Below are 25627 nucleotides of genomic sequence, written 5' to 3'. Positions count from 1 at the left end.
CCTTCTCAGAGACCAATTTCCTTCTGCAAGCCATCCGACTAAAAAAGCACATCCTGCCACTTGACCCATGCCCTATTCAGTTGCAACATGAATCAATAATGATGATTAGATAAATGACTTATGCGCTACCATTACCACGACGAAACGATTGTTAAAAGTTTACCTGAAGATACCGTGTTTGTTTTTGGCAGTAATATGGCGGGTACGCATGCGGGTGGTGCTGCCAAAATCGCTTTATTACATTTTGGCGCCATGAAAGGTGCAGGTCGTGGTTGGGCAGGTCAGAGTTATGCCATTCCCACCATGAACGAGCATTTACAACAAATGCCGCTGTCACAAATACAGCATTATATTGATGATTTTAAAATCTATACTAAGCATCACCCTAAAACCAAATATTTCATTACGTCCATTGGTTGCGGCGTTGCAGGCTATAAAGTCGAAGAAATTGCGCCAATGTTTAAAGGCATTTCACACAACGTCATTTTCCCTGTGTCATTCCGCCCTTTTGTCGAACAGCCCTTACCTAAACTTCGCCAAGCCTTTTTAAAAGCCGTGTTGCAAGATCAGGTGATTTTCCCGAACGAACCACTAGATCAGGTGATTGAACAACTTGATTTGGCAGACAATGAAAAAAGTCTGGCAAAAATCATTCTGAATACGCCGATGTATCCAACCGATAGTAATGGTCGTGATCGTATCTTTGAAATCGAAGATATTGTGCATCGTTTAGATGAAAAGGGATTTCGCGTTGACTCACCGCTAGAAAACAGCATGGTGATTGGTGGTGTAGTGCTTGCCCTGCTGGAACTCTACAATATCAACGAGCAAGATTTCATGGAAGTCTGGAATCATCAACGTGAAATTCCAGCACCAAAAGCGGAAAATAAAGCACGTAAATCGACGCGCTAAATCAAGCTTATTACATTAGGGGTTGTCTACCAGAACTGGCAGACAACCTCATTTTTAGGCACATTTAATGACAGAATTATCACATAATTCAATTTAATGTATTTATTGATCACATGATTTAAAAACAAAAAAATTGTGCCTATACTAGACGCGACTTAAAAATAAATACGAGCAACACATGGAATTATTAGATTCCTCAATTTTTGATTTATCCCCTATTGCCATGTGGTTAGAAGATTTCAGTGAGGTCAAAAAGCAGTTTGATCTATGGCGAGCACAAGGTATTCAAGACTTAGAACAATTTTTACTTGAAGATGAATCACGTGTTTTGGCATGTGCGCGTAAAATTAAAATCCTAAAAGTGAATGCCAAAACCCTAGAGTTGTTTCAGGCACATGACCTCGAACACTTGCAACAGAATCTGGATTTAATTTTTAAACAAGATATGGCAAAAACCCATATTCAAGAGCTAATAAGTTTATGGGATGGTCAAACCGAGTTTCTCAGCAGTACGGTAAATTACACAATTTCAGGGCAACGATTAGATATCCAGTTGCGTGGCACCGTGATTCCAGAACATGAACATGATTTGTCCTTATTACTCATTACAACAGAAGATATCACTCCCTATAAAACAGCATGTCGCCTTGAAGAGAAAAACCGTTTGCTGGCCGAGTCACGCTTTAAATATTCTCCAACCTCGTTATGGGTGGAAGATTTCAGTCGAATTAAATACCGTCTAGATCAACTGAAACACATGGGCATCCAAGACTTTCAAACCTTTTTAGATGTGCACAATGACTTTATTTTGCAATGTATTCAGGACATTGTGATTATTGATGTCAACCAAGCCACGTTAGATTTATTTGGCGCGGCAGATAAGGAAACCCTACTTAAAAATACCCATAAGATTTTCGCCAAAGAAATGATACAAACCTTCCGCGAACAATTGATTGAATTATGGAATGGCAATATTCACCATCAACGTGAAGCCGTGAATTACGCCCTAGATGGCAGTATTCGACATGTATTACTTCAGTTTACTGTTTTCCCCGACTACAAAGATGACTGGAGCATGGTACAGGTTGCCTTAACCGATATAACTGCCCGTAAAAAAGCCGAGAATTATTTGGAATACTTAGGCAAACATGATGTTCTCACCAAGCTATATAATCGCTCTTTCTATACTGAAGAAATGAACCGTTTAGAACGTAGCCCTTTACGCCCTGCCTCTTGTATTTTTCTCGACATGAATGGACTCAAAGAAGTAAATGATAATTTCGGGCATGATGTAGGTGATGGTTTATTACGTCGTATGGGCGGAATTTTAAATCAACTCATTCAAAACACGCTGTATTCTGCCTCTCGAATTGGCGGGGATGAATTAGTCGTTCTCTTGCCTGGTGCGGATGAAGCCGCACTACAAAACTGCTTGCACAGCTTACAAGAGCTCTTACATGTCGATAATCAATTTTATGCCAGCCAACCCATTAGTTTGGCAATTGGTTATGCGACAGTGAAAGAAAATGAACGTATTGAAGACATGTTGAAACGTGCAGATCAGATGATGTATCTACAGAAAAAACAATATTATTCAGAAAATGAACGTCGAACTCGTTAAGCTAAAGTTAGATAAGACATAAAAAAAGAAGTGCAATTGCACTTCTTTTTTTAACGTTTACCCATGGAACGACGTGTACCACGCGGTGGCATCCAAGTACGATCTGCATATTGCTCTGGCTTCGGTCGAACCTGATTATGGGCAACATCGTCTTGCTCTTGTTCCTGAGATGGCATTGGAAATGGGAGTTTAACCAATGGCTTTTTGGAAGTAGGCTGTTGCTTACTCATAACGATGACTCAAATTTAATTGCAGCTATTTTAAAGTTTTTTATGCTACATAGCGAGCACTTCATGAAACTAACATTTTCCTACCAAATAATTTTCCCAAAATAATACTGTCAATTTTTTATTAATTTGGACGCATTTTAAACAAACTAGCCTTACATTTTAAGCTAAGATAGTGTGCTTTTAATTTTTTATCCCCATAAGAAGGAATTCTGCCGTGGACGTACGTCTATCTGATCGTGTAAATGCCATCAAACCGTCCCCTACATTAGCTGTGACAAACAAGGCTGCTGAGCTTAAAGCTGCTGGTAAAAATGTCATTGGTTTGGGAGCTGGTGAACCAGATTTTGACACCCCGCAACACATCAAAGATGCTGCTATCGCGGCAATTAACAACGGTTTTACTAAATATACCGCTGTAGATGGTACGCCAGGCCTTAAAAAAGCAATTATTGCAAAACTTAAACGCGACAATAACCTTGACTACCAAGCAAACCAAATTTTGGTTTCTTGCGGTGGTAAACAATCTTTCTTTAACTTGGCTTTAGCTTTGTTAAACAAAGGTGATGAAGTGATTATTCCTGCACCTTTCTGGGTAAGCTATCCAGATATGGTAATCATCGCTGAAGGTACACCTGTTATTGTGAAATGTGGTGAAGAACAACGCTTCAAAATCACGCCTGAACAATTAGAAGCGGCAATCACTGAAAACACACGTTTAGTGGTACTCAACAGCCCTTCAAACCCTACAGGCATGATCTATACCAAAGCTGAGCTTGAAGCTTTAGCTGAAGTATTACGTCGTCACCCACAAGTATTTGTTGCTTCTGATGATATGTACGAACCAATCCGTTGGGAAGATGAGTTCTACAACATCGCCACTGTTGCACCAGACTTATATGACCGCGTTATTGTATTGAACGGTGTGTCTAAAGCTTATGCAATGACAGGCTGGCGTATTGGCTATGCAGCGGGTCCTGCAAAAATCATTGGCGCAATGAAAAAAATCCAATCGCAATCAACTTCTAACCCAACTTCAATTTCGCAAGTTGCTGCTGAAGCTGCATTGAACGGTCCACAAGATGTACTTGAGCCAATGATCGAAGCTTTCAAGCGTCGTCATGACTTAGTGGTTAATGGCTTGAATGAAATCAATGGTATTTCATGCTTACCTGCTGATGGTGCATTCTATGCGTATGCAAACATCCGTCCGTTGATTCGTGCAAAAGGCTTAAAATCTTGCACAGAATTCTCTGAATGGTTATTAGAAGAAACTGGTGTAGCTGTTGTTCCAGGTGATGCGTTTGGTCTTGGCGGCTTTATGCGTATCTCTTATGCGACTGCTGACGAAGTGTTAGTTGATGCTTTAGCTCGCATTAAGAAAGCGGCTGACTCAATTGAAGGCGTTGACGCTGCAATTGCATCAATCGAAGCTGAAAAAGCGGCTCAATAATTTAGCCGTTTATTAAAAAGAAAGAGCTCAACTTAGTTTGGGCTCTTTTTTATGCGCCGTTAATGGCTGCTGCTATTATTTATTTAACATCGCAATCACTTCTGCCTCTGTTAATTGATTAGTCGGCTGACTCAAGGAATAAAAAGCTGGTTTATGATCAATATAAATTTCTGCATCCAAAACTAACTCTTCAGGTAGTTCCTCTAGTGCAAACACATTAATATTACAATAACTATGATCCTGCATACGCCAGAACAATGTAGTTCTACATTGCTTACAAAAGCCACGCTCTCCCCATTCAGAAGAACGGAATATCCCTAAGTGTGTTTGCTGCGCAAAGACTAGACTATTTGGTAGCACATCGATCGTCATTAGCAACCCACTACTTTGACGTCGGCAAAGTGAACAGTGACAAACATGGACTTGGTAATTCACAAGATCGACATCAAATTGTGTTACACCACATAAACACTGTGCATGCATTATCCTCTCCGTATAATTTTTTAATAAATTTATTGTATTTTCGCTGCCATCTAATTAAACAATAATGAGTGATAGATCACCGTATTTAATTTATAAATAAATGTAATCCTTATTTATTTTTTTGAATCATACATTTCGCAACATATTCGACATGGCAACCCAAGCATTGATCTTCTAAGATACGCTCACACACAGCTAAATGCCTATGAGTCCATCATGCGCTATAAGATTATCGATGTATACCGACAACAGAATATTAAACGTTACATTGCTAAATGCTTAAAAGCCCGCTCTCCTCAATTTATTGTGATCGAAAGCACCCTCACCCTCTGTCGTGACATCGACATTGTTGATGTTGACCTCAGCTCCGATCAGGCAACATGGGCAACAGGTGAGCGTATTTGCTTAAATATTTTAACGGGTGCTGACAGCCTAGATAAAATTTACGAGCTTGATGCCTAACCCACCAGTCCTCATCCTTACTTGACTTTATTTTGCGCTCAAGATTATCTTAACTACAAAGTTCCTTTTTAGAACTTATCAAATAAAAGGATTACCAATGCACGTAAAAGAAATGACCGGATTACAGTTACTTGAAGCCATGTGTGCTGGGCAAGTACCTGCACCGAGTATCAGCGAAACTATCCCCATGCAACCCTATCAAGTCGCTCTCGGCAGTATTCACTTCAAAGCCATGGCAGATCAGCGACATCTAAACCCGCTAGGTGGAGTCCATGGAGGCTTTGCCGCAACCGTGCTCGACTCTGTCACAGGGTGCGCTATTCACACCATGCTGGAAGCTGGTGTTGGCTACGGCACAATTGATCTCAATATTAAAATGTGCCGTCCTATTCCGAAAGAAAAGGAACTGATAGCGATAGGTACAGTGATCAATATGAGTAAAAATTTAGGAATTTCAGAAGGAAAAATTGTAGATGAAGATGGTAAGCTTTATGCTCATGCCACTGCAACCTGTATGATTATCCGTGCTTAAAAGTATTGCACAACACTTGATTATGTTGTGCAAATACAAACGGAATTAAGCATGATGATAATTCTTTTGCGCTGCATTCAATTTAAACTGTGGCGCAGTTAAGGCTTTGTAATAACAATAGTATTTTAAAGTATGCTCAAGCTGAATAGTACATGCAGCATTACGTGATTGAGACCAAGCTTGCGCTTGTAATGGCTTAGACCAAAGTTGCCCTTCTAAGGCATAAACATAAACACGTTCTTGCGCTTCAGTCTCACTAGAAAAATAAGATGCAATCCAGCTTTGACGTTCAGATTCAACCAACCATTTCTCTGAAAACCATAATTGCAGTAAATCACCCAGATAGAGTTGTACCGTTGCAAAAGGACGCACGGATACAAAAGCACCTTCTACAGCCGTGTAATATAACTCTGGCTGTTGAATAAGCGGCAGGTAGTTGTCTTGATAGTATGAGAATTGAGAAAAAATTTCAGGGATGCTGAGCGTATTCATTCGCTTACTCCGATTTAGCCATTTTAGTGCTGGCAAGTTGGTTTAAATCCACACTGTTGAAGTTTTTCACTTCAACAACTTTCTGTAATTAATCTAGCAATGCTTTTTTCAAAGCACAAGCCTATTTTCTATTTTTTCTTAAATTTTGAATTGTTTGCCTAAATATACGGCATACACGCTTAAAATCCACATTTTTCTACCCCCTAAGGCTTGACCAGTTTTAAAATCTGCTTATAATCGCACTCAGATTCTCCAATAGCTCAGTCGGTAGAGCGACGGACTGTTAATCCGCAGGTCCCTGGTTCGAGCCCAGGTTGGAGAGCCAAATACAAAAAAGCCCGCAGCATTAAAGCGGGCTTTTTTTTGCCTATTATTTTCTTCACTTCTACGATATCGGCAACTTCAAACAATACCCTATTTACTTCAGATTCAAACTTACTCTTACCAAAATACCTTTTATAAATCATAAAAAAAGGTGCTTAATTTCTTAAACACCTTAATCAGTTTACGTTGCTAGCACAGGTATTCCACTATGGAAACGGAAAGTATCATCTGGGGATAAAATCAGATTTTTTTCCACTTCACGAATATGTTCAATACGCTGCTGAATATCTTCTTCAGGATTTTTCAATTTTCCTGTCCGCGCAACATCCAAAGCCAAAGATAAATAATCTTCAAAATGCCGTGATTCCGACTTGAGCAAATAACGGTAATAACGCCCCAGCTCTTCATCTACAAGCGGAGCAAGTGCAAAGAAACGCTCACACGAACGCGCCTCAACAAAAGCTCCAATGACTAATATATCAATTAAAGCTTCTGGCTCATAAGTACGCACTTCTTTACGCAATCCACCCGCATAGCGACCTGCACTCAAATTTGACCACGCTTGACCACGTTTGTTCATCAACTCAAGAACTTGCTCGTAGTGCAGCATTTCTTCACGCACCAACTGCGCCAATTTGACTTGCAGATCCGTAAAAAAACTGTAGCGAAACATCAGGTTCATTGCTGTCCCTGCAGCTTTTTTCTCGCAATTGGCATGATCTTGCATCAAAATATCCAGATGATTTAATGCTTCATCCAACCATGCTTGCGGTGTAGTACAACCCAAGAAACCCAATACAGGCTTCATCAAGTCATCATAATCAATTGTCGACATAATTTAAGCTAAACTCAGTATTAACGTGCAGCTTTAATTACAGCTTTCATTTCTTGAACTGCTTGCGCCAACCCAACAAATACTGCATCTGCAATTAAAGAATGCCCAATATTTAATTCATGGATTTCTGGGATTTGCGCGATCGGTGTGACATTTTCAAGATTTAAACCATGTCCCGCATTCACCACCAAACCTTTTTCCGCAGCATAACATGCTGCCTTCACAATGCGGTCTAATTCATGTTGTTGCGCTTCTGGCGTTTCTGCATCTGCATAAGCACCCGTATGGATTTCGATGGTTGGTGCACCACAAGCAACCGCTGCATCGATTTGGGCAAAATCAGCATCAATAAACAATGAAACATCACAACCAACAGCAGTCAGCTCTTGTGTTGCAGCCTTAACCTCTTCAAAGTGACCTACAACATCCAGACCACCCTCAGTCGTCACTTCCTGACGTTTTTCAGGCACAAAACAAACATGCTGTGGTTGAATTTCTTTGGCAAAGGCAATCATTTCGGCTGTAACTGCAAGCTCCAAATTCATACGCGTTTTCAAGGCAGGACGCATACGACGCACATCATCATCCTGAATATGACGACGATCTTCACGCAAATGCAAAGTAATGCCTTCTGCACCAGCCTGCTCGCAAATTAAAGCAGCATTAACTGGGTCTGGATAACTTGTTCCACGTGCTTGACGCAATGTTGCAACATGGTCAATATTTACACCTAGTAAAGCAGCCATTATTTTTTCCTAATCATGTTCTAGATTGAGTGTTTTGTATCCACAGTTGGCGACTTTTGAGCGGTCGATCCCCCAACAAGGATGTAATCATTTGCCTATATAGCTTCGACAATAATTGTAACTGTTCTGAATTAAATTCCACACCTTTTTCGTAGTGCTGCATAGATAGAATCTGCGCACCCGCCAAAGTCGATGATGACGTACGGATGATAGGAATAAATCCATCACTTAATTGAAAGATATAATTTTGCTGTGGCTGTATTTCAGCTTGATTTGCATCGATTGTAAAATCAAGTGGATACCCTAACTCTTCTAATAAAGCATATTCAAACTGACGGAGGATTTGCTTTAAAAAGAGCGTAGGATTGTCCTGTTCATTTAATGTCTGTAAATACTGAATAGTCTTTGCATACTGATTGAATGTTTCAGGCATTTCGACTTCGAGAGGACACAGGCGCAATAAAATTTCATTGAGATAAAAACCTGAAAAAAATGCATCTCCAAAGAAGAAAATTGGATGATGCATAATTTCAAGTTTGCTGAAATTTTTTAATTCAGACTTTCCCGATGCCTGTAAACGCAGCGGTTGATATTGTGGTGGAGGCGTTTGGCGCAGAATACCATCAACACGACCATATTCTTGTGTGAATAAATGTACAATGTGGCTCCGCTCACGGTACTTACGGTGATGAATTAAATAGCCATGTAACACTTCATTACGCATGAATCAACATTAATCCTGCTGATCTTGCTGTGTTTCATCAGCCTTATCATCTTCATCAGGAATTACAGCTTCCACAACTGCGACCGTACCCTTCACTACGCCTTTGGTGGTTTTATATGCCACTTTTACAGGAACTGTAACAATTTTATGAATGCAGCCTTGTAAAATTATTACACTTGCCACAATCAAGCAAATTTTTACCATTACAGCTCCTGTTTGAGTCAAATCTTAAATGTCACTATATCCAAGACTTTTCAGTGCACGTTCATCGTCTGACCAACCACCTTTTACTTTCACCCAAAGCGTCAGCATGATTTTTTGCTCAAACATTTTTTCCATATCGGTACGGGCATCCATACCAATTTTTTTCAACTTGGTACCTTTCTCACCAATCACAATGGCTTTTTGCCCTGCGCGATCCACAAAAATTGTAGCATCAATGTAGGTACAAGCAGGTTTAAGTTTACCTGTTTTTTCGTGAATCACTGAATCTTCGGTACGGAATGATTCAATTTGAACAGTTAAATCATAAGGTAATTCTTCACCCAGCTGACGCATGATCTTTTCACGGATGATTTCAGACGCCAAGAAACGCTCAGAACGGTCTGTAATCTGATCAAGCGAATATAATGGTGGCTGGAATGGTAAATACTGCTCAATGGTATTACGTAAATGTTCAAGATTAGCACCACGAAGCGCAGAAACTGGAACAATCTCAGCGAAATTCATGAGTTTGGCGCGTTCTTGAATAAGCGGTAATGCCTGATTTTTATTTTCTAGCGTATCCAGTTTATTGATTACCAGAATTACAGGCATTTCAGCATTCTTCAGTTTTTCCAAAACTAGCTCATCGTTTTGTGTCCACTTTTGCGCATCCACCACAAAAAGAACCAAATTCACATCGCGCAAAGCAGAATGCGCAGCACGGTTCATCATTTTATTGATGGCACGCACTTCTTTTTTATGCATCCCTGGGGTATCTACAAATACCGCCTGAGATTTTTCACGTGAATCAATCCCGACAATTTTATGACGTGTCGTTTGTGGTTTACGCGAGGTAATGGAAAGTTTCTGACCCAGCAAGTGATTCATTAAAGTCGATTTACCCACATTTGGACGACCGACAATCGCAACAAAACCACTTCTGAAATCAGCAGGAATGGCTGTGCCTTGTTCACTAAAAAACTGGCTAATTAAATCTTTGGTATCATTGTCGCTAGGCGACTCGTGATCAGCATCAATGTGATCGGAATTCGTAGTCATGCAGTTTACTGCTCCAATAGTTTTAAAACATCCGCCGCTGCAGCTTGTTCTGCAAAACGACGACTTGAACCTTCACCTTTAAATAGAGGTAATCCATCAACGGTACAATGCACTTTGAAATGTTGATTCGGTGCATCCCCTTGAATATCGACAACCTCATACAGTGGTAACGGCTTTTTACGTGCTTGCAAATACTCTTGCAATCTCGATTTCGGATCTTTCAGTTGATCGGTTGGCTCAATATGATCTAAATACGGTTCATACCATTTTAACACGATAGCCTGTAACACCGTTAAGTCACCACAATCCACATAAATCGCACCAATGATCGCTTCAACCGTATCCGCCAAGATAGATTCGCGATGATGACCACCCGACTTTAATTCACCTGTACTTAAAATCATACAGGAACTGAGTTTCAAATCATTGGCGATTTTACCTAACGCTTCCTGACGTACCAATGTGGCACGCATTCGAGTTAGACGCCCTTCATTTTCATGCGGATAAGCCTGATACAAATAATTGGCGATGATCATTCCTAACAACGAATCACCTAAAAATTCTAGGCGTTCGTAATTATATTTATGGCTCACCGAACGGTGTGTCAATGCAAGCTGTAATAATTCAGCTTGCTTAAACTGGTAACCGATACGACTTGCTAAGCGCATATCACTTAGTTTGGACTGACCTTTGATCAAAACTTTTCTCAAACTTTAACACTAAATCTATATTCAGTAAGAATGGCTTTCTTACCTCATAACTCTTATTCACTTGTATACCATCGGTATTGGTTACTTGTGCAATATCATCAAATTTTATATCGCGGACATTGTTCATATCTAAACGTTGCCCCATTTGACTAGAAAATTTCGATGGACTGATATTCGTTGGGCTACTTTGTAATAGCTCTGTGATTTGACTATCAATCACACGATCATCCCAATAGGGAGCCCACACGGCAATTGCGACTTTTGCTAAAAATGCAAAACCAACAATTGCAATTAAAAACCCAATATAAGACGCACCTTTTTGATTTCGACACATTTTTTATTTTCCATTTTGGTCAATTAATCAATTTTACCGTTACGGCTAAATGACGGTAGTTTGAATCCAGGCTCTTTATGCATCCACACATAAAATGCTCTCCCTGTTAAGTTTTCCTCAGGCACAAATCCCCAAAAACGACTGTCCGCACTTTGATCGCGGTTATCCCCCATCGCAAAATAGTGCCCTGCTGGAACTTTCACTTCCCAATATAAACCATTTTCAGTTGAGTATTTACCATTTTCAACATAATTAATGAATGGTGCTTGGCGAGCAACATTCACCCCTTCCAGTTCTCGCATCGTAAATGTATGCTGACCTAAAGTCTCTTTATGATAGATCGAAGTTGGTGTGTCTAATGCATCTTTCTCACGACTAAATTCAACAGGCACTTTCGCCACTTTTTGACCATTAATCGTCAGTTGCCCATGATCATAAATAATATGATCCCCTGGTAGACCAACAACACGCTTAATATAACTAATGGTTGGCTGAGGTGGATAACGGAACACAATTACATCACCACGCTCTGGCTCACCCACATCAATAATTTTCTTATTAACGATAGGTAAACGCACACCATAGTTAAACTTATTCACCAAAATAAAATCACCCGTTTCTAAGGTTGGCACCATAGAATCCGATGGAATATTAAATGGTTCGTACAAGAATGAACGCAAAACTAAAACGACCGCCAATACAGGCCAGAAATCATACGCCCATGTGATAATGAAATTTTCATTTCCCCTGCCTTTGGTTTGTCTTTGTTTAAATACAAACTTATCCAGCAACCACACCAAGAAAAAAATCAGCGTGGCAGGCACGAGTATTAAATTAAAATCAAAATCCATGAGCTAAACGACCTCTAATTCTTATCTTTCTACTTTCAACACAGCTAAGAACGCTTCTTGCGGGATTTCAACGCTACCCACTTGCTTCATGCGTTTCTTACCTTCTTTCTGTTTAGATAGGAGTTTCTTCTTACGTGAAACGTCACCACCATAACATTTCGCCAAGACATTTTTACGCATTGCCTTGACTGTTGAACGTGCAATAATTTGCGCACCGATTGCTGCTTGAATGGCAACATCGAACATCTGACGAGGAATCAGATCTTTCATTTTTTCGACCAGTGCAATACCGCGATGGCGAGCATCTTGACGATGACAAATCATTGCCAAAGCATCGACTTTTTCACCGTTAATCAAGACATCAACTTTTACCAAAGATGAGCTTTCAAAACGGACAAAGTTATAGTCCAAAGAGGCAAACCCACGTGAACAAGACTTCAATCTATCAAAGAAGTCCATCACCACTTCAGCCATTGGAATTTCAAAAGTCACAGACACTTGGTTACCCAAGAACTTCATGTCTTTTTGCACACCACGACGCTCAATACACAAGGTCATCACGTTACCCAAGTATTCTTGCGGCACCAAAATATGACACTCTGCAATTGGTTCACGTAAATCTTCTACGGTTGAACCATCAGGCATTTTCGATGGGCTGTCGATATAAATCGTTTCACCTTTTTTGGTCAATGCCTCGTACACCACGGTAGGTGCCGAACTGATCAAATCAAGATCATATTCACGTTCAAGACGTTCCTGAACGATCTCCATGTGTAGCATGCCCAAGAAACCACAACGGAAACCAAAACCCAGCGCATCCGAACTTTCAGGTTCGAAGAACAATGCAGAATCGTTGATTTGTAATTTCTGTAACGCTTCACGGAATGGTTCAAAATCACTTGAATCGATTGGGAACAGACCAGCATAAACTTGCGGTTTCACTTTTTTGAAACCTGGCAGAGTTTGTACTTCTGGTGTTGCGGCAAGTGTAATGGTATCACCCACTGGCGCACCAAAAATATCTTTAATCCCCGCAATCACGAAACCTACTTCACCTGCTTCAAGGATATCCGTTTCTGTATGTTTTGGATTAAATACACCCACAGAAGTCACAGGATGGGTTTGTCCTGTCGATTTGATCAACATTTTGTCGCCCTTGCGGATACGACCTTGCTTAATGCGAACTAAAGAGACAACACCTAAATAGTTATCGAACCATGAGTCAATAATCAACGCTTGTAATGGTGCTTCACGATCACCTTCTGGTGCTGGAATCACATCCACTAAACGCTCAAGCACACCTTCTACACCTAGACCTGTTTTTGCAGAACAGGTTGGAGCATCTGTCGCTTCAATACCGATAATTTCTTCGATTTCATGAATCACGCGCTCAGGTTCAGCTTGCGGCAAGTCAATTTTGTTTAAAATTGGCAGGACTTCAAGCCCTTGCTCAATCGCGGTATAGCAGTTTGCAACTGACTGTGCTTCTACACCTTGTGCTGCATCCACAACCAACAATGCCCCTTCACATGCCGCCAATGAACGCGAAACTTCATAAGAAAAATCCACGTGTCCCGGTGTATCAATGAAGTTCAATTGATATTCTTGACCATTTGGATGGGTGTAATAGAGCGTTACAGACGCTGCTTTAATGGTAATCCCACGTTCGCGTTCTAACTCCATCGAGTCCAAAACTTGGGCTTGCATTTCACGATCTTGTAAACCGCCGCACATTTGAATAAAACGGTCAGCCAAAGTTGACTTACCATGGTCAATGTGAGCAATAATCGAAAAATTTCGGATATTCTTGATATCAACGGATTTTTTAGCTTGCGCCATGAGTTACCTTAAGAAAAAAATAGTGCCTAGTACAAAGCGGAGGTACCAAGCGAAAGCGGTTAAACAAATTGCTGCCGATTATAACAGATTGCAAAAATGAAAAAGTGATAAATTCGTTGAAACCCTCAGGTTTTTAAGACCGTACATTTTTTCAACAACATCGATTCAATCCTTTAAGCTTGATAAGAAACACTAAAATCTAGCGGATTAATCTGCTCACTTAACGGTTGATAAGCTTGCGAGAAGGTCGGAGAAATACGTTTTGGTCGACCTGTCGCAATTTCTACACATGCCCACTTGGTTTGCCCCATAAATAAAATCGCCTGATCAGCTGGACGATAAAATGCATACTGTCGAAATAAATACATGCTGTTAATATCACTTAACCATGTACGCAGAACAATTTGATCTTCTAATAACGAGGCTTTTCGATATTGCACATGATGTTCAACTGCCACCATGGCATGTTTTAACTCTAAATACTGCTGTATACCTAATCCCAACTGATCAATATGTGCTGTTGCGACATCTTGCATCCACTGCACATACACCACATTATTGACATGCCCCAAAGCATCGATATGTTCTGGTTTAACTGTTAAATCTAAATCAAAAATTGCACTCATTAACTCGTTCATCCTTTCCATGGTTTAGTCAAAGTTTTAAAAACCATGTCTATATTTTTACTTCACATTTAATGCTGAATAATATTTCAGCCAAATAAAATGCCAGTCTAAACTGAATAGACTGGCATTTTCTAGTTCAACACGATGTTGCTGATATCTAATCCTTAAATACGCATACCTACAATTGCACGTTGACCTTTACGAATTAATGACACTCGTACCACGGTATCTTTCTTCAAAGCTGAAACTGCTTTTACAAAATCATTCGCACTGTTGATGCTACTATTATTCAATTGTGTAATGACATCCCCAGGCAAGATACGCGCCTGCGATGCTACACCACCACGCATCACGTCCTGAATTAATACACCGCCTTGGATATTAAGCTGTGACAATTCTGTAGGAGTTAAATCACGGATCGCAACCCCAATTTTTGGTCCTGTACTTTCAGACACTTGTTGAGCTTTAGCAGGCGTATCATCTGGAGCGGTCGTTAATGTTGCTGAAATATTACGTGTTTTATCATCACGCAACACCTCAAGCTGAATGGTTTGATTTGGAGCTGAACGGTTTAAATAATTAAGTAATTCAGACGTCCGTGAAATTGAAGCCCCATTGTATTTTAATACAACATCACCCGCCTTTAAGCCTGCTTTGGAAGCTGGTGAGTTCGGTGTCACATCCGTGATTAATGCACCTTCAGGTTTCGGTAAGTTATAGGATTCTGCCAGATTACGGTCAATATCCTGCATCATGACACCCAAGTAAGATCGGGTCACCTTACCCTTCTGTTTCAACTGGTCTGCAACATCAATTGCCACATCAATTGGAATGGAGAACGACAAGCCCATATATCCACCCGTACCACTGAAGATACGCGAGTTCACACCAACGACTTCTCCACGCTGATTAAACAATGGTCCACCTGAATTACCAGGATTTAAAGCCACATCGGTTTGAATGAACGGGACTGAAGTCTCACCCATCATATTGCGCATTTTGGCACTGACAATACCCGCGGAAGCTGAATAGTCAAAACCAAAGGGAGAACCAATTGCCAAAACAGGCTCACCCACTTTCAATTGGTCTACATTACCTGTTTTGAGTGAAGGAAATTGATCACCTTTGACTTTCAGCAAAGCTACATCGGTACGCTCATCACTACCAACAACCGTAGCATCCAGCTCACGACGGTCATTCAGCATAATAGTGACTTTAGAAGCATTTTCCACCACATGATGATTGGTCAACAGATAACCATCTTTGCTAATAAAAAAAGCACTCCCATAAGCGGTCTTTTCTTGCGGAACCTGTTGCTGTGGAATAATGACTTGATTGCCAAAAAAACGCTTTAGGATTTCAGGGACTTGTTGTTGCATGATTTCGTCTTGGGTCATTTTTTTGACCACATGCACACTCACAACCGCAGGACTGACTTGCTCGACTAAATTTGAAAAATCTACGGCTTGTGCTGCTTGTGTCTGTACAGCCGCCATCGTAAATACCGCAGCATACATTCCTTTTTGTAGATAGCCACTCTTCATAAAACTCATTCACTCATTTATTGTTACGTCTTTAACAAAAAATTTTTATCATAAAACTTGTTATTCTTGCGTAATAATATGTTCAATTATGTTTTAGCAAAACAAGTACTTATTTTTAGATAATGTTTGTGCACTTTGATTGCTTTTTCTGATCAAGACTCGACTATTTTACACTTGCCTTTTATCGCAAAAAGCGTTGTCATTACCAAACTTTTTTTTAAAATTAGCTGATGGAAATGTCTAATTTAAGCTCAACGCATCAATTTGATGTGATTATTGTGGGCAGTGGTGGCGCAGGTTTAAGTTTAGCACTGTCATTACCTCATCATTTCAACATTGCAGTTTTAGCGAAATCAACCCTCACGGATGCCAGTACTTACTATGCACAAGGTGGGGTTGCCGCTGTTTTGGATGAAACGGACTCCATTCAACAGCACATTGATGACACCATGATTGCAGGTGCGCATTTATGTGAACTCGATGCAGTCAAACAAACCGTTGAAGGTGGCAAACCATCTGTCGATTTTCTATTAAATAACGGCGTACAGTTCACCTTAGATGAGCAAGCGCAATTACATCTAACTCGTGAAGGCGGTCATTCACAACGTCGTATTATTCACGCTGCAGATGCAACGGGTCGTGCCATTTCTACGACGCTGGTACAACGTGCACAAGAAAAAGACAATATTACGATTTTTGAAAACTTTATTGCGATTGATTTAATTACCTCGCAAAAACTGGGCTTGGATGAAGCCAACAATCGAGCGCTCGGTCTATACGCACTCGATGAAAAAACCGAACAGGTACATACCTTTTTAGCACCGTTTACCGCACTGGCTTGCGGTGGTGCTATGAAAGCTTATCTTTATACCTCGAATCCTGATATTGCCACAGGTGATGGTATTGCCATGGCATATCGAGCAGGTTGCCGTGTCGCCAATATGGAGTTTAACCAATTCCATCCGACCTGTTTATATCACCCGCAAGCTCGCTCTTTCCTCATTACCGAAGCGATGCGTGGCGAAGGCGCCTACTTAAGACTGCCAGATGGCGAACGCTTCATGCTACGTTTTGATGAACGTGCTGAACTTGCGCCGCGTGATATTGTCGCGCGCGCGATCGACTATGAAATCAAACGTTTAGGTATTCGTCATGTCTGGTTAGACATTACCCATAAACCTGAAGCTTTTGTAAAAGAACACTTCCCAACACTTTATGCCCGCCTACTCGAACTCGGTATCGACATTACTAAAGATATGATTCCTGTAGTCCCTGCCGCACATTACACCTGTGGTGGCGTAGTGGTAGATGAGCATAGCCAAACTGATATTCAGGGCTTATATGCTGTGGGTGAAACGTCATATACAGGACTGCATGGTGCGAATCGTATGGCGAGCAATTCACTGCTTGAATGTTTCGTGTATGGCATGAGTGCTGCCGAGCATATCGAGTCACAATATATTGCAAACTATCATTCGCCAGCTGTACCAGAGTGGGATGATTCTCAGGTTATGAACCCTGATGAAGATGTCGTCATTCTGCAAAACTGGGATGAATTGCGTCAAACCATGTGGAACTATGTCGGTATTGTCCGCACGACCAAGCGTCTTCAACGTGCTTTACACCGTATTGAAATGCTCAAGCGTGAAATCACCGAGTACTATGAAGATTACCAAGTCAGTAAAAATCTGATTGAACTGCGTAACTTGGTCTTGGTTTCAGAAATGATTGTACGCTGTGCAATGGAACGTAAAGAATCGCGTGGTTTACATTTCACCTTGGATTATCCAGAGCTAGCGCCTGAGTTACGAAAAACCGTACTCACGCCGCCTAACTTCCAAGTTGAAACACCACTGGTCAATGTTTAAATCAAAACAACACAGGTACAGTCTTTAATCGACTGTACCTGTCTTTTAAGCAATCACATTGAAGATTAAAACAATCAACCCAATGCGTCGTTATATGACCGTGCGCTGGGGTGGTACTGAATAAGTTCCTGTGACATGCGCCACAGGCTCATCTTCATTGACTGAATAAATCCAGACTTCCCCAACGATTAAGGCTTTGCCCACTTTCATCAGCTTACAAACCCCACGCAAGTCTTGTGAAGCCGCAGGTTTACGCAAGAAGTTGATATTTAAATTGGTGGTAACAGTCAGCCCAACAATGCCAATCTCGCCCAGAATCGCGATATATAAAGCATAATCTGCAACCGTCATCATGGTCGGCCCTGAGACCGTCCCCCCTGGTCGTAAATCACGTTCATCAATATGATAAACAACGGTTGCCCCTCGATCCGTCACGGATTCAATGTCACATTTTTCTAAGCTTTGTGGAAAATGTTGCATCAAAAACTGAATAATTTCAGCTTGTTTACTTTGCATATTCATTGCGTATTGTTATCCGTCTTCCCTATTCGATCATCACTATAAAAGATTAATGAATGATCGACACTAGGAAATTCGATCAACTCTTACACCAAATATGACAAAGCCTGAGCAAAGACTTGCTCGGGTGTTTGGGTTGCATCTAAACGCTTCATACGCTCAGGCTGTTGTTTCCATAAGGTCTGATAGCCGGCACGGACTTTTTCAAAGAAACTGACTTTTTCTTGTTCAAAACGGTCTAAAGCGCCACGTTCACGCGCACGTGCCATGCCTGTTTCAATCGGAGCATCCAGCCAAAACGTAATATTGGGCATATGTGATACAAAATGATCGTTTAATAAGTTTAATTTAGTCTGGTTTAAACCACGACCCGAACATTGATAAGCAAAACTGGCATCGGTAAAGCGGTCACATAAGACTGTTTTCCCTGCCTCTAAAGCAGGTACGATCACTTGTTGTAAATGCTGGGCACGTGCAGCATAAATCAGTAGCAATTCAGTGTCATTTGACATTAATTCATCATGATTGACAGCAAGAAGTAAGCTACGGATTTGTTCTGCCATCGGCGTTCCGCCTGGCTCACGCGTCAGCACGACATCTTTACCTTGCTGTTGAAAATGCTCATGAATTTTACGAATCAGAGTGGTTTTCCCGACACCTTCTGTGCCTTCAAAACTTATAAACATGCTTCACTCCTGCTTCGACTTTAAAACGGTTAAATACTCTTGGACTGCGCGATTATGTTCTTCCAGTGTCGCGCTAAATTTATGTCCACCATTGCCCGTCGCGACAAAATAAATATGGTTGGCATTGTCGGGATGCATTGCCGCTTCAATTGCCTTTTTACTTGGCAAGGCAATTGGGGTCGGTGGCAAGCCACTCATGGTATAGGTATTATACGGCGTTGGTGTTCTTAAATCCTGACGGGTAATATTCCCTTGATAACGATCCCCCATTCCGTAAATCACGGTTGGGTCGGTTTGTAGACGCATACCTTTTTGCAAACGGCGTACAAACACTCCTGAAACCTGTTCTAACTCATTGTCTAGACTGGTTTCTTTTTCAACAATCGACGCCATAATCAGCGCTTCATATTTATCTTTATACGGTAAATTTGGCGCACGTTTTTCCCATGCCTGATCTAGACTTTTCATTTGACGACGGTACAAATCGGTTAAAATCTTCTTGTCCGACTCACCTTTGTTAAAGAAATAAGTATCTGGAGCAAATAGCCCTTCAGGATGCGAATAAGGAATATTGAGTGCCAGCAATATTTCCGCTTGCGACAAATTAGACACTTCCTTTTTCACCATCGGATTTTGTTTTAATTGCTCAATCAGTTGCTTAAAGGTCGTACCCTCAATCACCAAAACTCGATTCATCTGTGCATTTTCAGCGCTAGAAACCAATTCCAACACCTGACGAACGCTCATGCCCTGTTGAATTTCATAAACACCAGCTTTCAAGCTGTCATGAATCATCACTTTTTGATAGAGCTTTAAAATGATCGGAAAATGAATCTTACTTTCTTTCGACCAACGATCTATCAAGCCCGAATAGCTATCACCCTGTCCAATTGCTAAGAGCTGCTTTTTTCCTTCAATGGGATAAGCCTTAAATAAGCTCGACCAAAGCACAGTGACGACAACCACAAGGAATAGCCCAATAAAAATTCCCCATTTTTTAGCGGAGAATTTAGAAGTTGGCGTGCTTTTGTTAGCAGGCTTTTTTTTCGGTTTTGGTTTACTGCTCATAATAAGATTAGGCTATCTGATTCAATTTTAAGGTATTAAAAAGTTCAATACAGGGTTCAACCATTAGAGTTTGCTGATCCAACACTGTGGCAATTTTCATGGGTTGCAAGGCATTACAGAAAAACAAACTCTGGATATTTGGAATCTCATCCGAATCGACTAAGCGCTGTTCACATTGAATCCCCTGCTGCTGCATGCGACGCAGAATTTCAGCGCGCATGACCCCATGCACGCCATTATAACGAAGTTCAGGCGTAATCCATGTGTCATTTATGCGAAAGAAGCAATTACTGCTTACACCTTCTACAACTGAACCCTGAACATCCATCACCAAGGCTTCTAACCAGCCACGTTGATCGGCTTCCCGCTTTAGCAAGACCTGCTCTATGCGATTTAAACTTTTGATGCCAACCAAATCTGGCATACTCAAGCCCATCACCGACTGTAAGACCCCCGATTGAATTTTTTCATAATGGAAATGCCCAACTATTTTGGGATAATAGAACACCCATAAATCGGCTGGATGATTCGGCAAGCTATAACCACGTTGCCCTTCACCACGACTGATAATCACCTTCAACGTGCCATTTAGATCAGAGCATTGCTGCTGCATCAATGCCAATGTTGTCGCAATAGCATTCAAATCAACATCCAGTGATAAACGTTCACAAGCCAGCTTCAAACGTGCGTAATGTAAGGCTTCCAGTTCAATTTCACTCTCGACAATCCGTGCCGTAGTAAAGCAGCCATCGCCATAATGGAAAGCTCGATCAAGCAAAGCAATGTCTTTGACTTCTTGCGTATTTTTAAAACAGAGCATGATTGAACGGTCCTTTTGATCCTGCCGTAGTGTAGGCAGTCTAGTTTAAATTTTATTGCTTTTTTATTCATATAAAATTCGTTTTTTATTATTTTTTTTGCAAAAAACTCAGCGCTATTCTTACCTCATAGCAAAAACACGCAGAATTATTGAGGCAACACATGCGCTTTTCTAGCTTAAAACTTGGATTGATCGCTGCACTGATTTCCATCACCTCCGTGAATGCATCGGCACGAGATTTCTTAAACGTTTCTTATGATCCTACCCGCGAACTATACGATGATGTCAACACACAGTTTGGCAAATACTGGCAGAGCCGTACTGGTCAACAGGTCAATTTCAAACAATCTCACGGTGGTTCAGGCAAACAAGCCCGTGCCGTGATTGATGGACTTGAAGCCGATGTCGTGACTTTAGCACTGGCTGCCGACATTGACGTGATTGCAGAGAAAGCCAAATTGCTGCCAACCGACTGGCAGAAAAAACTGCCTCAAAACTCCACACCTTATACCTCGACCATCGTCTTTTTAGTCCGTAAAGGCAATCCTAAAGGCATTAAGGATTGGGGTGACTTGGTCAAACCTAATGTGGGCATTATTACCCCTAACCCTAAAACCTCGGGTGGCGCACGTTGGAACTATCTAGCAGCATGGGCTTGGGCAAAGCATCAATCCAATGGCAATGATGCCAAAGCCCAAGAATTTGTCCGCCAAATTTATAAAAACACCAAAGTTCTGGATTCAGGCGCTCGTGGTGCGACCACAACCTTTGCTGAACGTGGCATAGGTGATGTGTTGCTGGCTTGGGAAAATGAAGCTTATCTTGCGGTACGTGAGCAACCGGGTAAGTTTGAAATTGTGACGCCATCTTTATCAATTTTGGCAGAACCCCCTGTAGCGATTGTTGAAAAAAACGTAAACAAACATGGCACACAATATCTGGCGCAGGGCTATTTAAACTTCTTGTATTCGCCACTTGGACAACAACTAGCAGCCAAACATTTTTATCGCCCAAGGAATGCCGCAATCTTGGCACAGTACAAAAATGTATTTAAGCCTTTAAAAATAGTCACGATTGATCAGGAGTTTGGCGGTTGGAACAAAGTCCAAAAGCAACACTTTGAAAATGGTGGTGTATTCGACCAGATCGTAAAAGCCAACAACACAAAATAATTGATCATTTATTCACAGAGGAGCAACGTCATGATTCATACCGTCATCGTACCGGGTGTAGGTGGTAGTGAAGCACAGCACTGGCAGTCATGGTTGCAACGTAACCTCATGTCTTGCTCCCGTGTGCATCAGACCGACTGGAACCAACCGATCTTGCAACACTGGGTTGCTCAATTTGTGAAAACGCTGAAACCCATTCAAAGTGATATCCAAATTGTCGCGCATAGCTTTGGTTGCTTGACCACGGTTGCAGCTTTGGCTCTGCATCCTGAACTGAATCAACGTGTGAAAAATTTGGTTCTGGTTGCACCTGCCAATCCTTCCCGTTTTGGTGAAGCAGGTTTTGCGCGAGACAGCCAACAGGATTATCAGTCATTATTCCAGCAGCTAAAGCTTCAAGTTCCAACCACAATGTTGATAAGTGAAAATGACCCATGGTTAAGCTTTGAAGATGCCCTAAAACTTGCACAGCACTGGAAACTAAAACCGATTAATTTAGGTCAAGTCGGTCATATCAATATGGCATCTGGTTTTGGTCCGTTTCCTGAAATCTATGACTATCTGCTTCCAGAACAGTCAATGTCTCGAATGCGACTGTCTAATGACTCCCCCTATTTTCTAAATTATGCACTCTAGGGTCTGCATAACTTCATTCACAAATTATTTGGCTGATTTTATTGGATCAGTCTGCTCAAGTTTTGAGGAATTGTCATGTCGCAGCGATCCCGAGTGCTGCCAGGGTTTGGACTTTCACTAGGTTTTACCCTCGCTTATTTATCGTTAATCGTGCTGATTCCGCTTTCAGCCGTTTTTATTAAATCTTTAGACATTGGTTGGGCGGGCTTATGGGAAATTTTAAGTTCTGAACGGATTTTAAAGTCTCTACAACTCAGCTTTAGCACAGCGTTATTGGCTGCCGTTATTAATGTAGTTTTCGGCTTATTACTGGCATGGTGTTTAGTTCGTTATCGCTTTCCAGGCAAACGCATTGTTGATGCATTGGTCGATTTACCTTTTGCCTTACCAACTGCAGTCGCGGGTATTGCTTTGACCTCTCTCTATGCCCCAACAGGTTGGGTGGGACAATATCTTGATCCTCTCGGCATTCAAGTGGCTTATACCCCGATCGGGATTACGCTTGCCCTCATTTTTATTGGTATTCCCTTTGTAGTACGTACCGTTCAGCCAGTTTTGAGTGATTTAGAAACTGAACTTGAAGAAGCGGCTTCAGCCCTAGGCGCGAACCGTCTGCAAATTGTGACCAAAATCATTTTACCGATTTTGTTCCCAGCCTTACTGACCGGCTTTGCATTGGCCTTTGCACGTGGCGTAGGTGAATATGGTTCTGTGATTTTTATTGCAGGCAACCAGCCGTTCAAAACAGAAATTGCTCCTCTCATGATCATCTCGCGCTTAGAAGAATATGATTATGCAGGTGCAACGACGATTGCTGTAGTGATGTTGCTTATTTCATTCGCACTACTATTTTTAATCAACTTATTACAAGCATGGGCAAGCCGTCGTACAGGGAGAACAGCAATATGAGCTTAGTGACCAATGGCAATGCTTTTGCTGAACGCTTACAGTCTCGAGATGCCACCCGTGAACCAGTTTGGGTACGTTACACTTTACTGACCATCGCCTTAGTTTTCTTCTTAAGCTGCTTAATGCTTCCTTTAATTCTGGTTTTTGTAGAAGCCTTTAAGCAAGGGGTTGCGGTTTACTTTCAAGCCTTAATCGATCCAGACACGCTATCTGCAGTAAAGCTGACCTTGCTTACTGCAGTAATTGCCGTACCGCTAAATGTCGTGTTTGGCGTAGCAGCAGCATGGTCGGTAGCCAAGTTTAATTTCCGTGGTAAATCTATTTTAACCACCTTAATTGATCTGCCATTTTCTGTTTCACCTGTAATTGCAGGCTTAATGTTGGTACTGATTTTCGGGACACAAGGCTGGATGGGCAACTGGTTAATGGATCATGACATCAAAGTTCTATATGCCGTACCTGCCATTGTGTTAGCCACCGTGTTTATTACTGTTCCTTTTGTCGCACGCGAACTGATTCCTCTTATGGAGGCTCAAGGTACGGAAGAAGAAGAAGCCGCTATGGTGCTTGGCGCTTCAGGTTGGCAAACCTTTTGGAAAGTGACCTTACCCAATATCAAATGGGGTCTGATTTACGGTGTAATCCTGTGTAATGCCCGTGCCATGGGTGAGTTTGGTGCGGTCTCTGTAGTTTCAGGGCATATTCGTGGCGAAACCAACACCTTACCCCTGCATGTAGAAATTCTTTATAACGAGTACACCTTTAGCGCAGCTTTTGCAGTGTCCTCCCTATTGGCTCTACTGGCAATTGTGACCTTAATTTTAAAAACATGGGTTGAATATCGTCAGGAAAAACAAAACCATAGTTCAAGTATTTAAATAGGAATGTCCCCATGAGTATTCAAGTCAAAAACATTGAAAAACACTTTGGTGCATTCCATGCACTGAAAAATATTTCTTTAGATTTCCCTGAAGGTCAATTGGTTGCTTTACTCGGTCCTTCAGGTTGTGGAAAAACCACCTTACTCCGCATTATTGCGGGTTTAGAATCGACAGATGGTGGGCAAGTGATCCTAGAAGGTCAAGATGCTACGGATGTGCATGTGCGCGAGCGCCAAGTTGGCTTTGTATTTCAGCACTATGCCCTATTCCGCCACATGACTGTCTTTGACAATATTGCTTTTGGTTTACGTGTACGTCCGCGTGCAACCCGTCCATCAGAAGCAGAAATCAAAAAGCGCGTGACCCGTTTACTGGATTTGGTGCAACTGGGCTTTTTAGCAGATCGTTACCCAGCGCAACTTTCAGGTGGACAGCGTCAACGAATTGCCTTAGCACGAGCATTAGCCGTTGAACCACGAGTCCTGTTATTGGATGAACCATTTGGTGCACTCGATGCCAAAGTGCGAAAGGAATTACGTCGCTGGCTACGTACCCTACATGATGAACTGCATATAACCTCAATTTTTGTGACCCATGATCAAGAAGAGGCGCTGGAAGTTGCTGATCAAATTATTGTGATGAACAAAGGCAATGTGGAACAGATTGGTTCACCACGCGAAGTCTATGAAAAACCGGCAACGCCTTTTGTGTTCGACTTTTTAGGTCAAGCCAACCGCTTTGAGGGACACAATCATCAAGGCATTATTCAACTGGGTGAAGATCGCATTCACTTGGAAGCCGCGCAACATGCACCGCATGGTAATGTGATTGCCTTCGCTCGACCAAATGAATTACGCATTCACACCCAACCCAAAGACAATGCCATTCAAGCTACATTCTTGCGTGAAATTTGGATTGCAGGAAAAGTACTGGCTGAGCTACAAAATCGTCAAGGTAACCTGATTGAAATCACACTCAGCCCAGAAGAGTCAAAATTACATCAATTTAGACCAAATCAAACTGTTTGGTTAAGTGCAACTGCATTACACTTATTCGAAAATCAAGTCGCATAGAGACATTTAGGTGAGGC

29 protein-coding genes and 1 tRNA gene are annotated in these 25627 nt (G+C 41.5%); 12 read left to right on the top strand and 18 right to left on the bottom strand.

Annotated elements, in window-relative coordinates:
- Window positions 1-120: 120 nt before the first annotated feature.
- Window positions 121-912: an A1S_2505 family phage non-structural protein gene (locus tag MKI85_RS01115; protein WP_241624169.1), complete on the top strand. Its 792-nt coding sequence runs from the start codon at window positions 121-123 to the stop codon at window positions 910-912.
- A 178-nt stretch (window positions 913-1090) separates the two neighbouring features.
- Window positions 1091-2533 carry a sensor domain-containing diguanylate cyclase gene (locus MKI85_RS01110; RefSeq protein ID WP_241624167.1) on the top strand — a complete coding sequence of 481 codons (1443 nt, stop codon included), beginning with the start codon at window positions 1091-1093 and terminating at the stop codon, window positions 2531-2533.
- A 50-nt stretch (window positions 2534-2583) separates the two neighbouring features.
- Here MKI85_RS01110 and MKI85_RS01105 read toward each other — a convergent pair whose 3' ends face one another.
- Window positions 2584-2763 (bottom strand): hypothetical protein, encoded by a 180-nt coding sequence (locus MKI85_RS01105; protein ID WP_241624165.1) that lies wholly within the window; start codon window positions 2761-2763, stop codon window positions 2584-2586.
- 214 nt (window positions 2764-2977) lie between these two features.
- Here MKI85_RS01105 and MKI85_RS01100 point away from each other — a divergent pair, with 214 nt between their 5' ends.
- Entirely contained in the window at window positions 2978-4213 is a 1236-nt protein-coding gene (locus tag MKI85_RS01100; RefSeq protein ID WP_241624163.1) for a pyridoxal phosphate-dependent aminotransferase, read from the top strand.
- A gap of 75 nt (window positions 4214-4288) precedes the next feature.
- Here the strand turns inward: MKI85_RS01100 and MKI85_RS01095 are convergent, their stop codons facing one another.
- On the bottom strand, window positions 4289-4696 hold the full coding sequence (locus MKI85_RS01095) for a GFA family protein (RefSeq protein ID WP_241624161.1): 408 nt from the start codon (window positions 4694-4696) through the stop codon (window positions 4289-4291).
- Window positions 4697-4912: 216 nt separating this feature from the next.
- Here MKI85_RS01095 and MKI85_RS01090 point away from each other — a divergent pair, with 216 nt between their 5' ends.
- Window positions 4913-5158 carry a hypothetical protein gene (locus MKI85_RS01090; RefSeq protein ID WP_241624159.1) on the top strand — a complete coding sequence of 82 codons (246 nt, stop codon included), beginning with the start codon at window positions 4913-4915 and terminating at the stop codon, window positions 5156-5158.
- 97 nt (window positions 5159-5255) lie between these two features.
- Window positions 5256-5690, top strand: coding sequence for a PaaI family thioesterase (locus MKI85_RS01085; protein ID WP_241624157.1), 435 nt, complete (start codon window positions 5256-5258; stop codon window positions 5688-5690).
- Window positions 5691-5735: 45 nt separating this feature from the next.
- Here the strand turns inward: MKI85_RS01085 and MKI85_RS01080 are convergent, their stop codons facing one another.
- On the bottom strand, window positions 5736-6182 hold the full coding sequence (locus MKI85_RS01080) for a hypothetical protein (RefSeq protein WP_241624155.1): 447 nt from the start codon (window positions 6180-6182) through the stop codon (window positions 5736-5738).
- A 249-nt stretch (window positions 6183-6431) separates the two neighbouring features.
- Here MKI85_RS01080 and MKI85_RS01075 point away from each other — a divergent pair.
- Window positions 6432-6507: transfer RNA gene (locus tag MKI85_RS01075), tRNA-Asn, on the top strand.
- 180 nt (window positions 6508-6687) lie between these two features.
- Here the strand turns inward: MKI85_RS01075 and miaE are convergent.
- The 11 genes from miaE to MKI85_RS01020 form a co-directional block, all read right to left on the bottom strand.
- The gene (miaE, locus tag MKI85_RS01070) at window positions 6688-7341 is read right to left on the bottom strand and encodes a tRNA-(ms[2]io[6]A)-hydroxylase (protein ID WP_241624153.1); all 654 of its coding nucleotides are present in this window, start codon (window positions 7339-7341) and stop codon (window positions 6688-6690) included.
- Window positions 7342-7361: 20 nt separating this feature from the next.
- On the bottom strand, window positions 7362-8087 hold the full coding sequence (pdxJ, locus tag MKI85_RS01065) for a pyridoxine 5'-phosphate synthase (protein ID WP_241624151.1): 726 nt from the start codon (window positions 8085-8087) through the stop codon (window positions 7362-7364).
- Window positions 8088-8100: 13 nt separating this feature from the next.
- Window positions 8101-8811, bottom strand: a complete 711-nt coding sequence (gene recO, locus MKI85_RS01060) for a DNA repair protein RecO (RefSeq protein ID WP_241624149.1) — start codon at window positions 8809-8811, stop codon at window positions 8101-8103.
- A 9-nt stretch (window positions 8812-8820) separates the two neighbouring features.
- A complete protein-coding gene (locus MKI85_RS01055; protein WP_241624147.1) occupies window positions 8821-9015 on the bottom strand; it encodes an NF038104 family lipoprotein in 195 nt (64 codons plus the stop codon).
- A 24-nt stretch (window positions 9016-9039) separates the two neighbouring features.
- Entirely contained in the window at window positions 9040-10074 is a 1035-nt protein-coding gene (gene era / locus MKI85_RS01050) for a GTPase Era (RefSeq protein WP_241624144.1), read from the bottom strand.
- Between the two features lie 5 nt (window positions 10075-10079).
- The gene (gene rnc / locus MKI85_RS01045) at window positions 10080-10772 is read right to left on the bottom strand and encodes a ribonuclease III (RefSeq protein WP_241624142.1); all 693 of its coding nucleotides are present in this window, start codon (window positions 10770-10772) and stop codon (window positions 10080-10082) included.
- Entirely contained in the window at window positions 10744-11118 is a 375-nt protein-coding gene (locus MKI85_RS01040; protein WP_241624140.1) for a DUF4845 domain-containing protein, read from the bottom strand. Before MKI85_RS01040 ends, rnc begins: the two co-directional genes overlap by 29 nt.
- 23 nt (window positions 11119-11141) lie before the next feature.
- Complete coding sequence (gene lepB / locus MKI85_RS01035; RefSeq protein WP_100241315.1) at window positions 11142-11969, bottom strand: signal peptidase I; 828 nt, start codon at window positions 11967-11969, stop codon at window positions 11142-11144.
- A 21-nt stretch (window positions 11970-11990) separates the two neighbouring features.
- Complete coding sequence (gene lepA / locus MKI85_RS01030; protein WP_241624138.1) at window positions 11991-13808, bottom strand: translation elongation factor 4; 1818 nt, start codon at window positions 13806-13808, stop codon at window positions 11991-11993.
- 173 nt (window positions 13809-13981) lie between these two features.
- Window positions 13982-14434: an acyl-CoA thioesterase gene (locus MKI85_RS01025; protein ID WP_241624137.1), complete on the bottom strand. Its 453-nt coding sequence runs from the start codon at window positions 14432-14434 to the stop codon at window positions 13982-13984.
- Between the two features lie 164 nt (window positions 14435-14598).
- Window positions 14599-15978 carry a Do family serine endopeptidase gene (locus MKI85_RS01020; protein WP_241624430.1) on the bottom strand — a complete coding sequence of 460 codons (1380 nt, stop codon included), beginning with the start codon at window positions 15976-15978 and terminating at the stop codon, window positions 14599-14601.
- Window positions 15979-16208: 230 nt separating this feature from the next.
- On the opposite strand from MKI85_RS01020, the gene nadB reads away from it, so the two are divergent.
- Entirely contained in the window at window positions 16209-17846 is a 1638-nt protein-coding gene (nadB, locus tag MKI85_RS01015) for an L-aspartate oxidase (protein ID WP_241624134.1), read from the top strand.
- 90 nt (window positions 17847-17936) lie between these two features.
- Here nadB and MKI85_RS01010 read toward each other — a convergent pair whose 3' ends face one another.
- The 4 genes from MKI85_RS01010 to pabC form a co-directional block, all read right to left on the bottom strand.
- Complete coding sequence (locus MKI85_RS01010) at window positions 17937-18362, bottom strand: PaaI family thioesterase (RefSeq protein WP_100241460.1); 426 nt, start codon at window positions 18360-18362, stop codon at window positions 17937-17939.
- An 89-nt stretch (window positions 18363-18451) separates the two neighbouring features.
- Window positions 18452-19051, bottom strand: a complete 600-nt coding sequence (tmk, locus tag MKI85_RS01005) for a dTMP kinase (RefSeq protein ID WP_241624132.1) — start codon at window positions 19049-19051, stop codon at window positions 18452-18454.
- Between the two features lie 3 nt (window positions 19052-19054).
- Window positions 19055-20119 carry an endolytic transglycosylase MltG gene (mltG, locus tag MKI85_RS01000; RefSeq protein ID WP_241624130.1) on the bottom strand — a complete coding sequence of 355 codons (1065 nt, stop codon included), beginning with the start codon at window positions 20117-20119 and terminating at the stop codon, window positions 19055-19057.
- Window positions 20120-20126: 7 nt separating this feature from the next.
- Window positions 20127-20939: an aminodeoxychorismate lyase gene (gene pabC, locus MKI85_RS00995; RefSeq protein ID WP_241624128.1), complete on the bottom strand. Its 813-nt coding sequence runs from the start codon at window positions 20937-20939 to the stop codon at window positions 20127-20129.
- Window positions 20940-21100: 161 nt separating this feature from the next.
- On the opposite strand from pabC, the gene MKI85_RS00990 reads away from it, so the two are divergent.
- From MKI85_RS00990 to MKI85_RS00970, 5 genes are all read left to right on the top strand, one after another.
- Window positions 21101-22111, top strand: coding sequence for a sulfate ABC transporter substrate-binding protein (locus MKI85_RS00990; RefSeq protein WP_241624125.1), 1011 nt, complete (start codon window positions 21101-21103; stop codon window positions 22109-22111).
- Window positions 22112-22141: 30 nt separating this feature from the next.
- Window positions 22142-22747, top strand: coding sequence for an RBBP9/YdeN family alpha/beta hydrolase (locus tag MKI85_RS00985; RefSeq protein ID WP_241624123.1), 606 nt, complete (start codon window positions 22142-22144; stop codon window positions 22745-22747).
- 75 nt (window positions 22748-22822) lie between these two features.
- On the top strand, window positions 22823-23656 hold the full coding sequence (cysT, locus tag MKI85_RS00980) for a sulfate ABC transporter permease subunit CysT (protein WP_241624122.1): 834 nt from the start codon (window positions 22823-22825) through the stop codon (window positions 23654-23656).
- Entirely contained in the window at window positions 23653-24534 is an 882-nt protein-coding gene (gene cysW / locus MKI85_RS00975; protein ID WP_241624120.1) for a sulfate ABC transporter permease subunit CysW, read from the top strand. Before cysT ends, cysW begins: the two co-directional genes overlap by 4 nt.
- Before the next feature lie 14 nt (window positions 24535-24548).
- Entirely contained in the window at window positions 24549-25610 is a 1062-nt protein-coding gene (locus tag MKI85_RS00970) for a sulfate/molybdate ABC transporter ATP-binding protein (protein ID WP_241624118.1), read from the top strand.
- The last annotated feature ends 17 nt before the right edge of the window (window positions 25611-25627 follow it).

The organism is Acinetobacter zhairuonensis, from assembly GCF_022601715.1.
Taxonomy (GTDB): Bacteria; Pseudomonadota; Gammaproteobacteria; order Pseudomonadales; family Moraxellaceae; genus Acinetobacter.
The sequence above is the reverse complement of the archived record's forward strand: the minus strand, read 5'-3'. Positions and strand labels throughout refer to the sequence as shown.

Coding starts and splice junctions, on each gene's coding strand:
- MKI85_RS00990 (WP_241624125.1), top strand. CDS start 21,101: ATGCGCTTTTCTAGCTTAAAACTTGGATTGATCGCTGCACTGATTTCC.
- MKI85_RS00985 (WP_241624123.1), top strand. CDS start 22,142: ATGATTCATACCGTCATCGTACCGGGTGTAGGTGGTAGTGAAGCACAG.
- MKI85_RS01115 (WP_241624169.1), top strand. CDS start 121: ATGCGCTACCATTACCACGACGAAACGATTGTTAAAAGTTTACCTGAA.
- lepA (WP_241624138.1), bottom strand. CDS start 13,808: ATGGCGCAAGCTAAAAAATCCGTTGATATCAAGAATATCCGAAATTTT.
- lepB (WP_100241315.1), bottom strand. CDS start 11,969: ATGGATTTTGATTTTAATTTAATACTCGTGCCTGCCACGCTGATTTTT.
- MKI85_RS01110 (WP_241624167.1), top strand. CDS start 1,091: ATGGAATTATTAGATTCCTCAATTTTTGATTTATCCCCTATTGCCATG.
- cysW (WP_241624120.1), top strand. CDS start 23,653: ATGAGCTTAGTGACCAATGGCAATGCTTTTGCTGAACGCTTACAGTCT.
- pdxJ (WP_241624151.1), bottom strand. CDS start 8,087: ATGGCTGCTTTACTAGGTGTAAATATTGACCATGTTGCAACATTGCGT.
- mltG (WP_241624130.1), bottom strand. CDS start 20,119: ATGAGCAGTAAACCAAAACCGAAAAAAAAGCCTGCTAACAAAAGCACG.
- MKI85_RS01090 (WP_241624159.1), top strand. CDS start 4,913: ATGCGCTATAAGATTATCGATGTATACCGACAACAGAATATTAAACGT.
- era (WP_241624144.1), bottom strand. CDS start 10,074: ATGACTACGAATTCCGATCACATTGATGCTGATCACGAGTCGCCTAGC.
- MKI85_RS01040 (WP_241624140.1), bottom strand. CDS start 11,118: ATGTGTCGAAATCAAAAAGGTGCGTCTTATATTGGGTTTTTAATTGCA.
- MKI85_RS01085 (WP_241624157.1), top strand. CDS start 5,256: ATGCACGTAAAAGAAATGACCGGATTACAGTTACTTGAAGCCATGTGT.
- MKI85_RS01055 (WP_241624147.1), bottom strand. CDS start 9,015: ATGGTAAAAATTTGCTTGATTGTGGCAAGTGTAATAATTTTACAAGGC.
- MKI85_RS01105 (WP_241624165.1), bottom strand. CDS start 2,763: ATGAGTAAGCAACAGCCTACTTCCAAAAAGCCATTGGTTAAACTCCCA.
- MKI85_RS00970 (WP_241624118.1), top strand. CDS start 24,549: ATGAGTATTCAAGTCAAAAACATTGAAAAACACTTTGGTGCATTCCAT.
- tmk (WP_241624132.1), bottom strand. CDS start 19,051: ATGTTTATAAGTTTTGAAGGCACAGAAGGTGTCGGGAAAACCACTCTG.
- pabC (WP_241624128.1), bottom strand. CDS start 20,939: ATGCTCTGTTTTAAAAATACGCAAGAAGTCAAAGACATTGCTTTGCTT.
- recO (WP_241624149.1), bottom strand. CDS start 8,811: ATGCGTAATGAAGTGTTACATGGCTATTTAATTCATCACCGTAAGTAC.
- MKI85_RS01095 (WP_241624161.1), bottom strand. CDS start 4,696: ATGCATGCACAGTGTTTATGTGGTGTAACACAATTTGATGTCGATCTT.
- MKI85_RS01010 (WP_100241460.1), bottom strand. CDS start 18,362: ATGCAAAGTAAACAAGCTGAAATTATTCAGTTTTTGATGCAACATTTT.
- MKI85_RS01020 (WP_241624430.1), bottom strand. CDS start 15,978: ATGAAGAGTGGCTATCTACAAAAAGGAATGTATGCTGCGGTATTTACG.
- nadB (WP_241624134.1), top strand. CDS start 16,209: ATGGAAATGTCTAATTTAAGCTCAACGCATCAATTTGATGTGATTATT.
- MKI85_RS01080 (WP_241624155.1), bottom strand. CDS start 6,182: ATGAATACGCTCAGCATCCCTGAAATTTTTTCTCAATTCTCATACTAT.
- miaE (WP_241624153.1), bottom strand. CDS start 7,341: ATGTCGACAATTGATTATGATGACTTGATGAAGCCTGTATTGGGTTTC.
- MKI85_RS01025 (WP_241624137.1), bottom strand. CDS start 14,434: ATGAGTGCAATTTTTGATTTAGATTTAACAGTTAAACCAGAACATATC.
- cysT (WP_241624122.1), top strand. CDS start 22,823: ATGTCGCAGCGATCCCGAGTGCTGCCAGGGTTTGGACTTTCACTAGGT.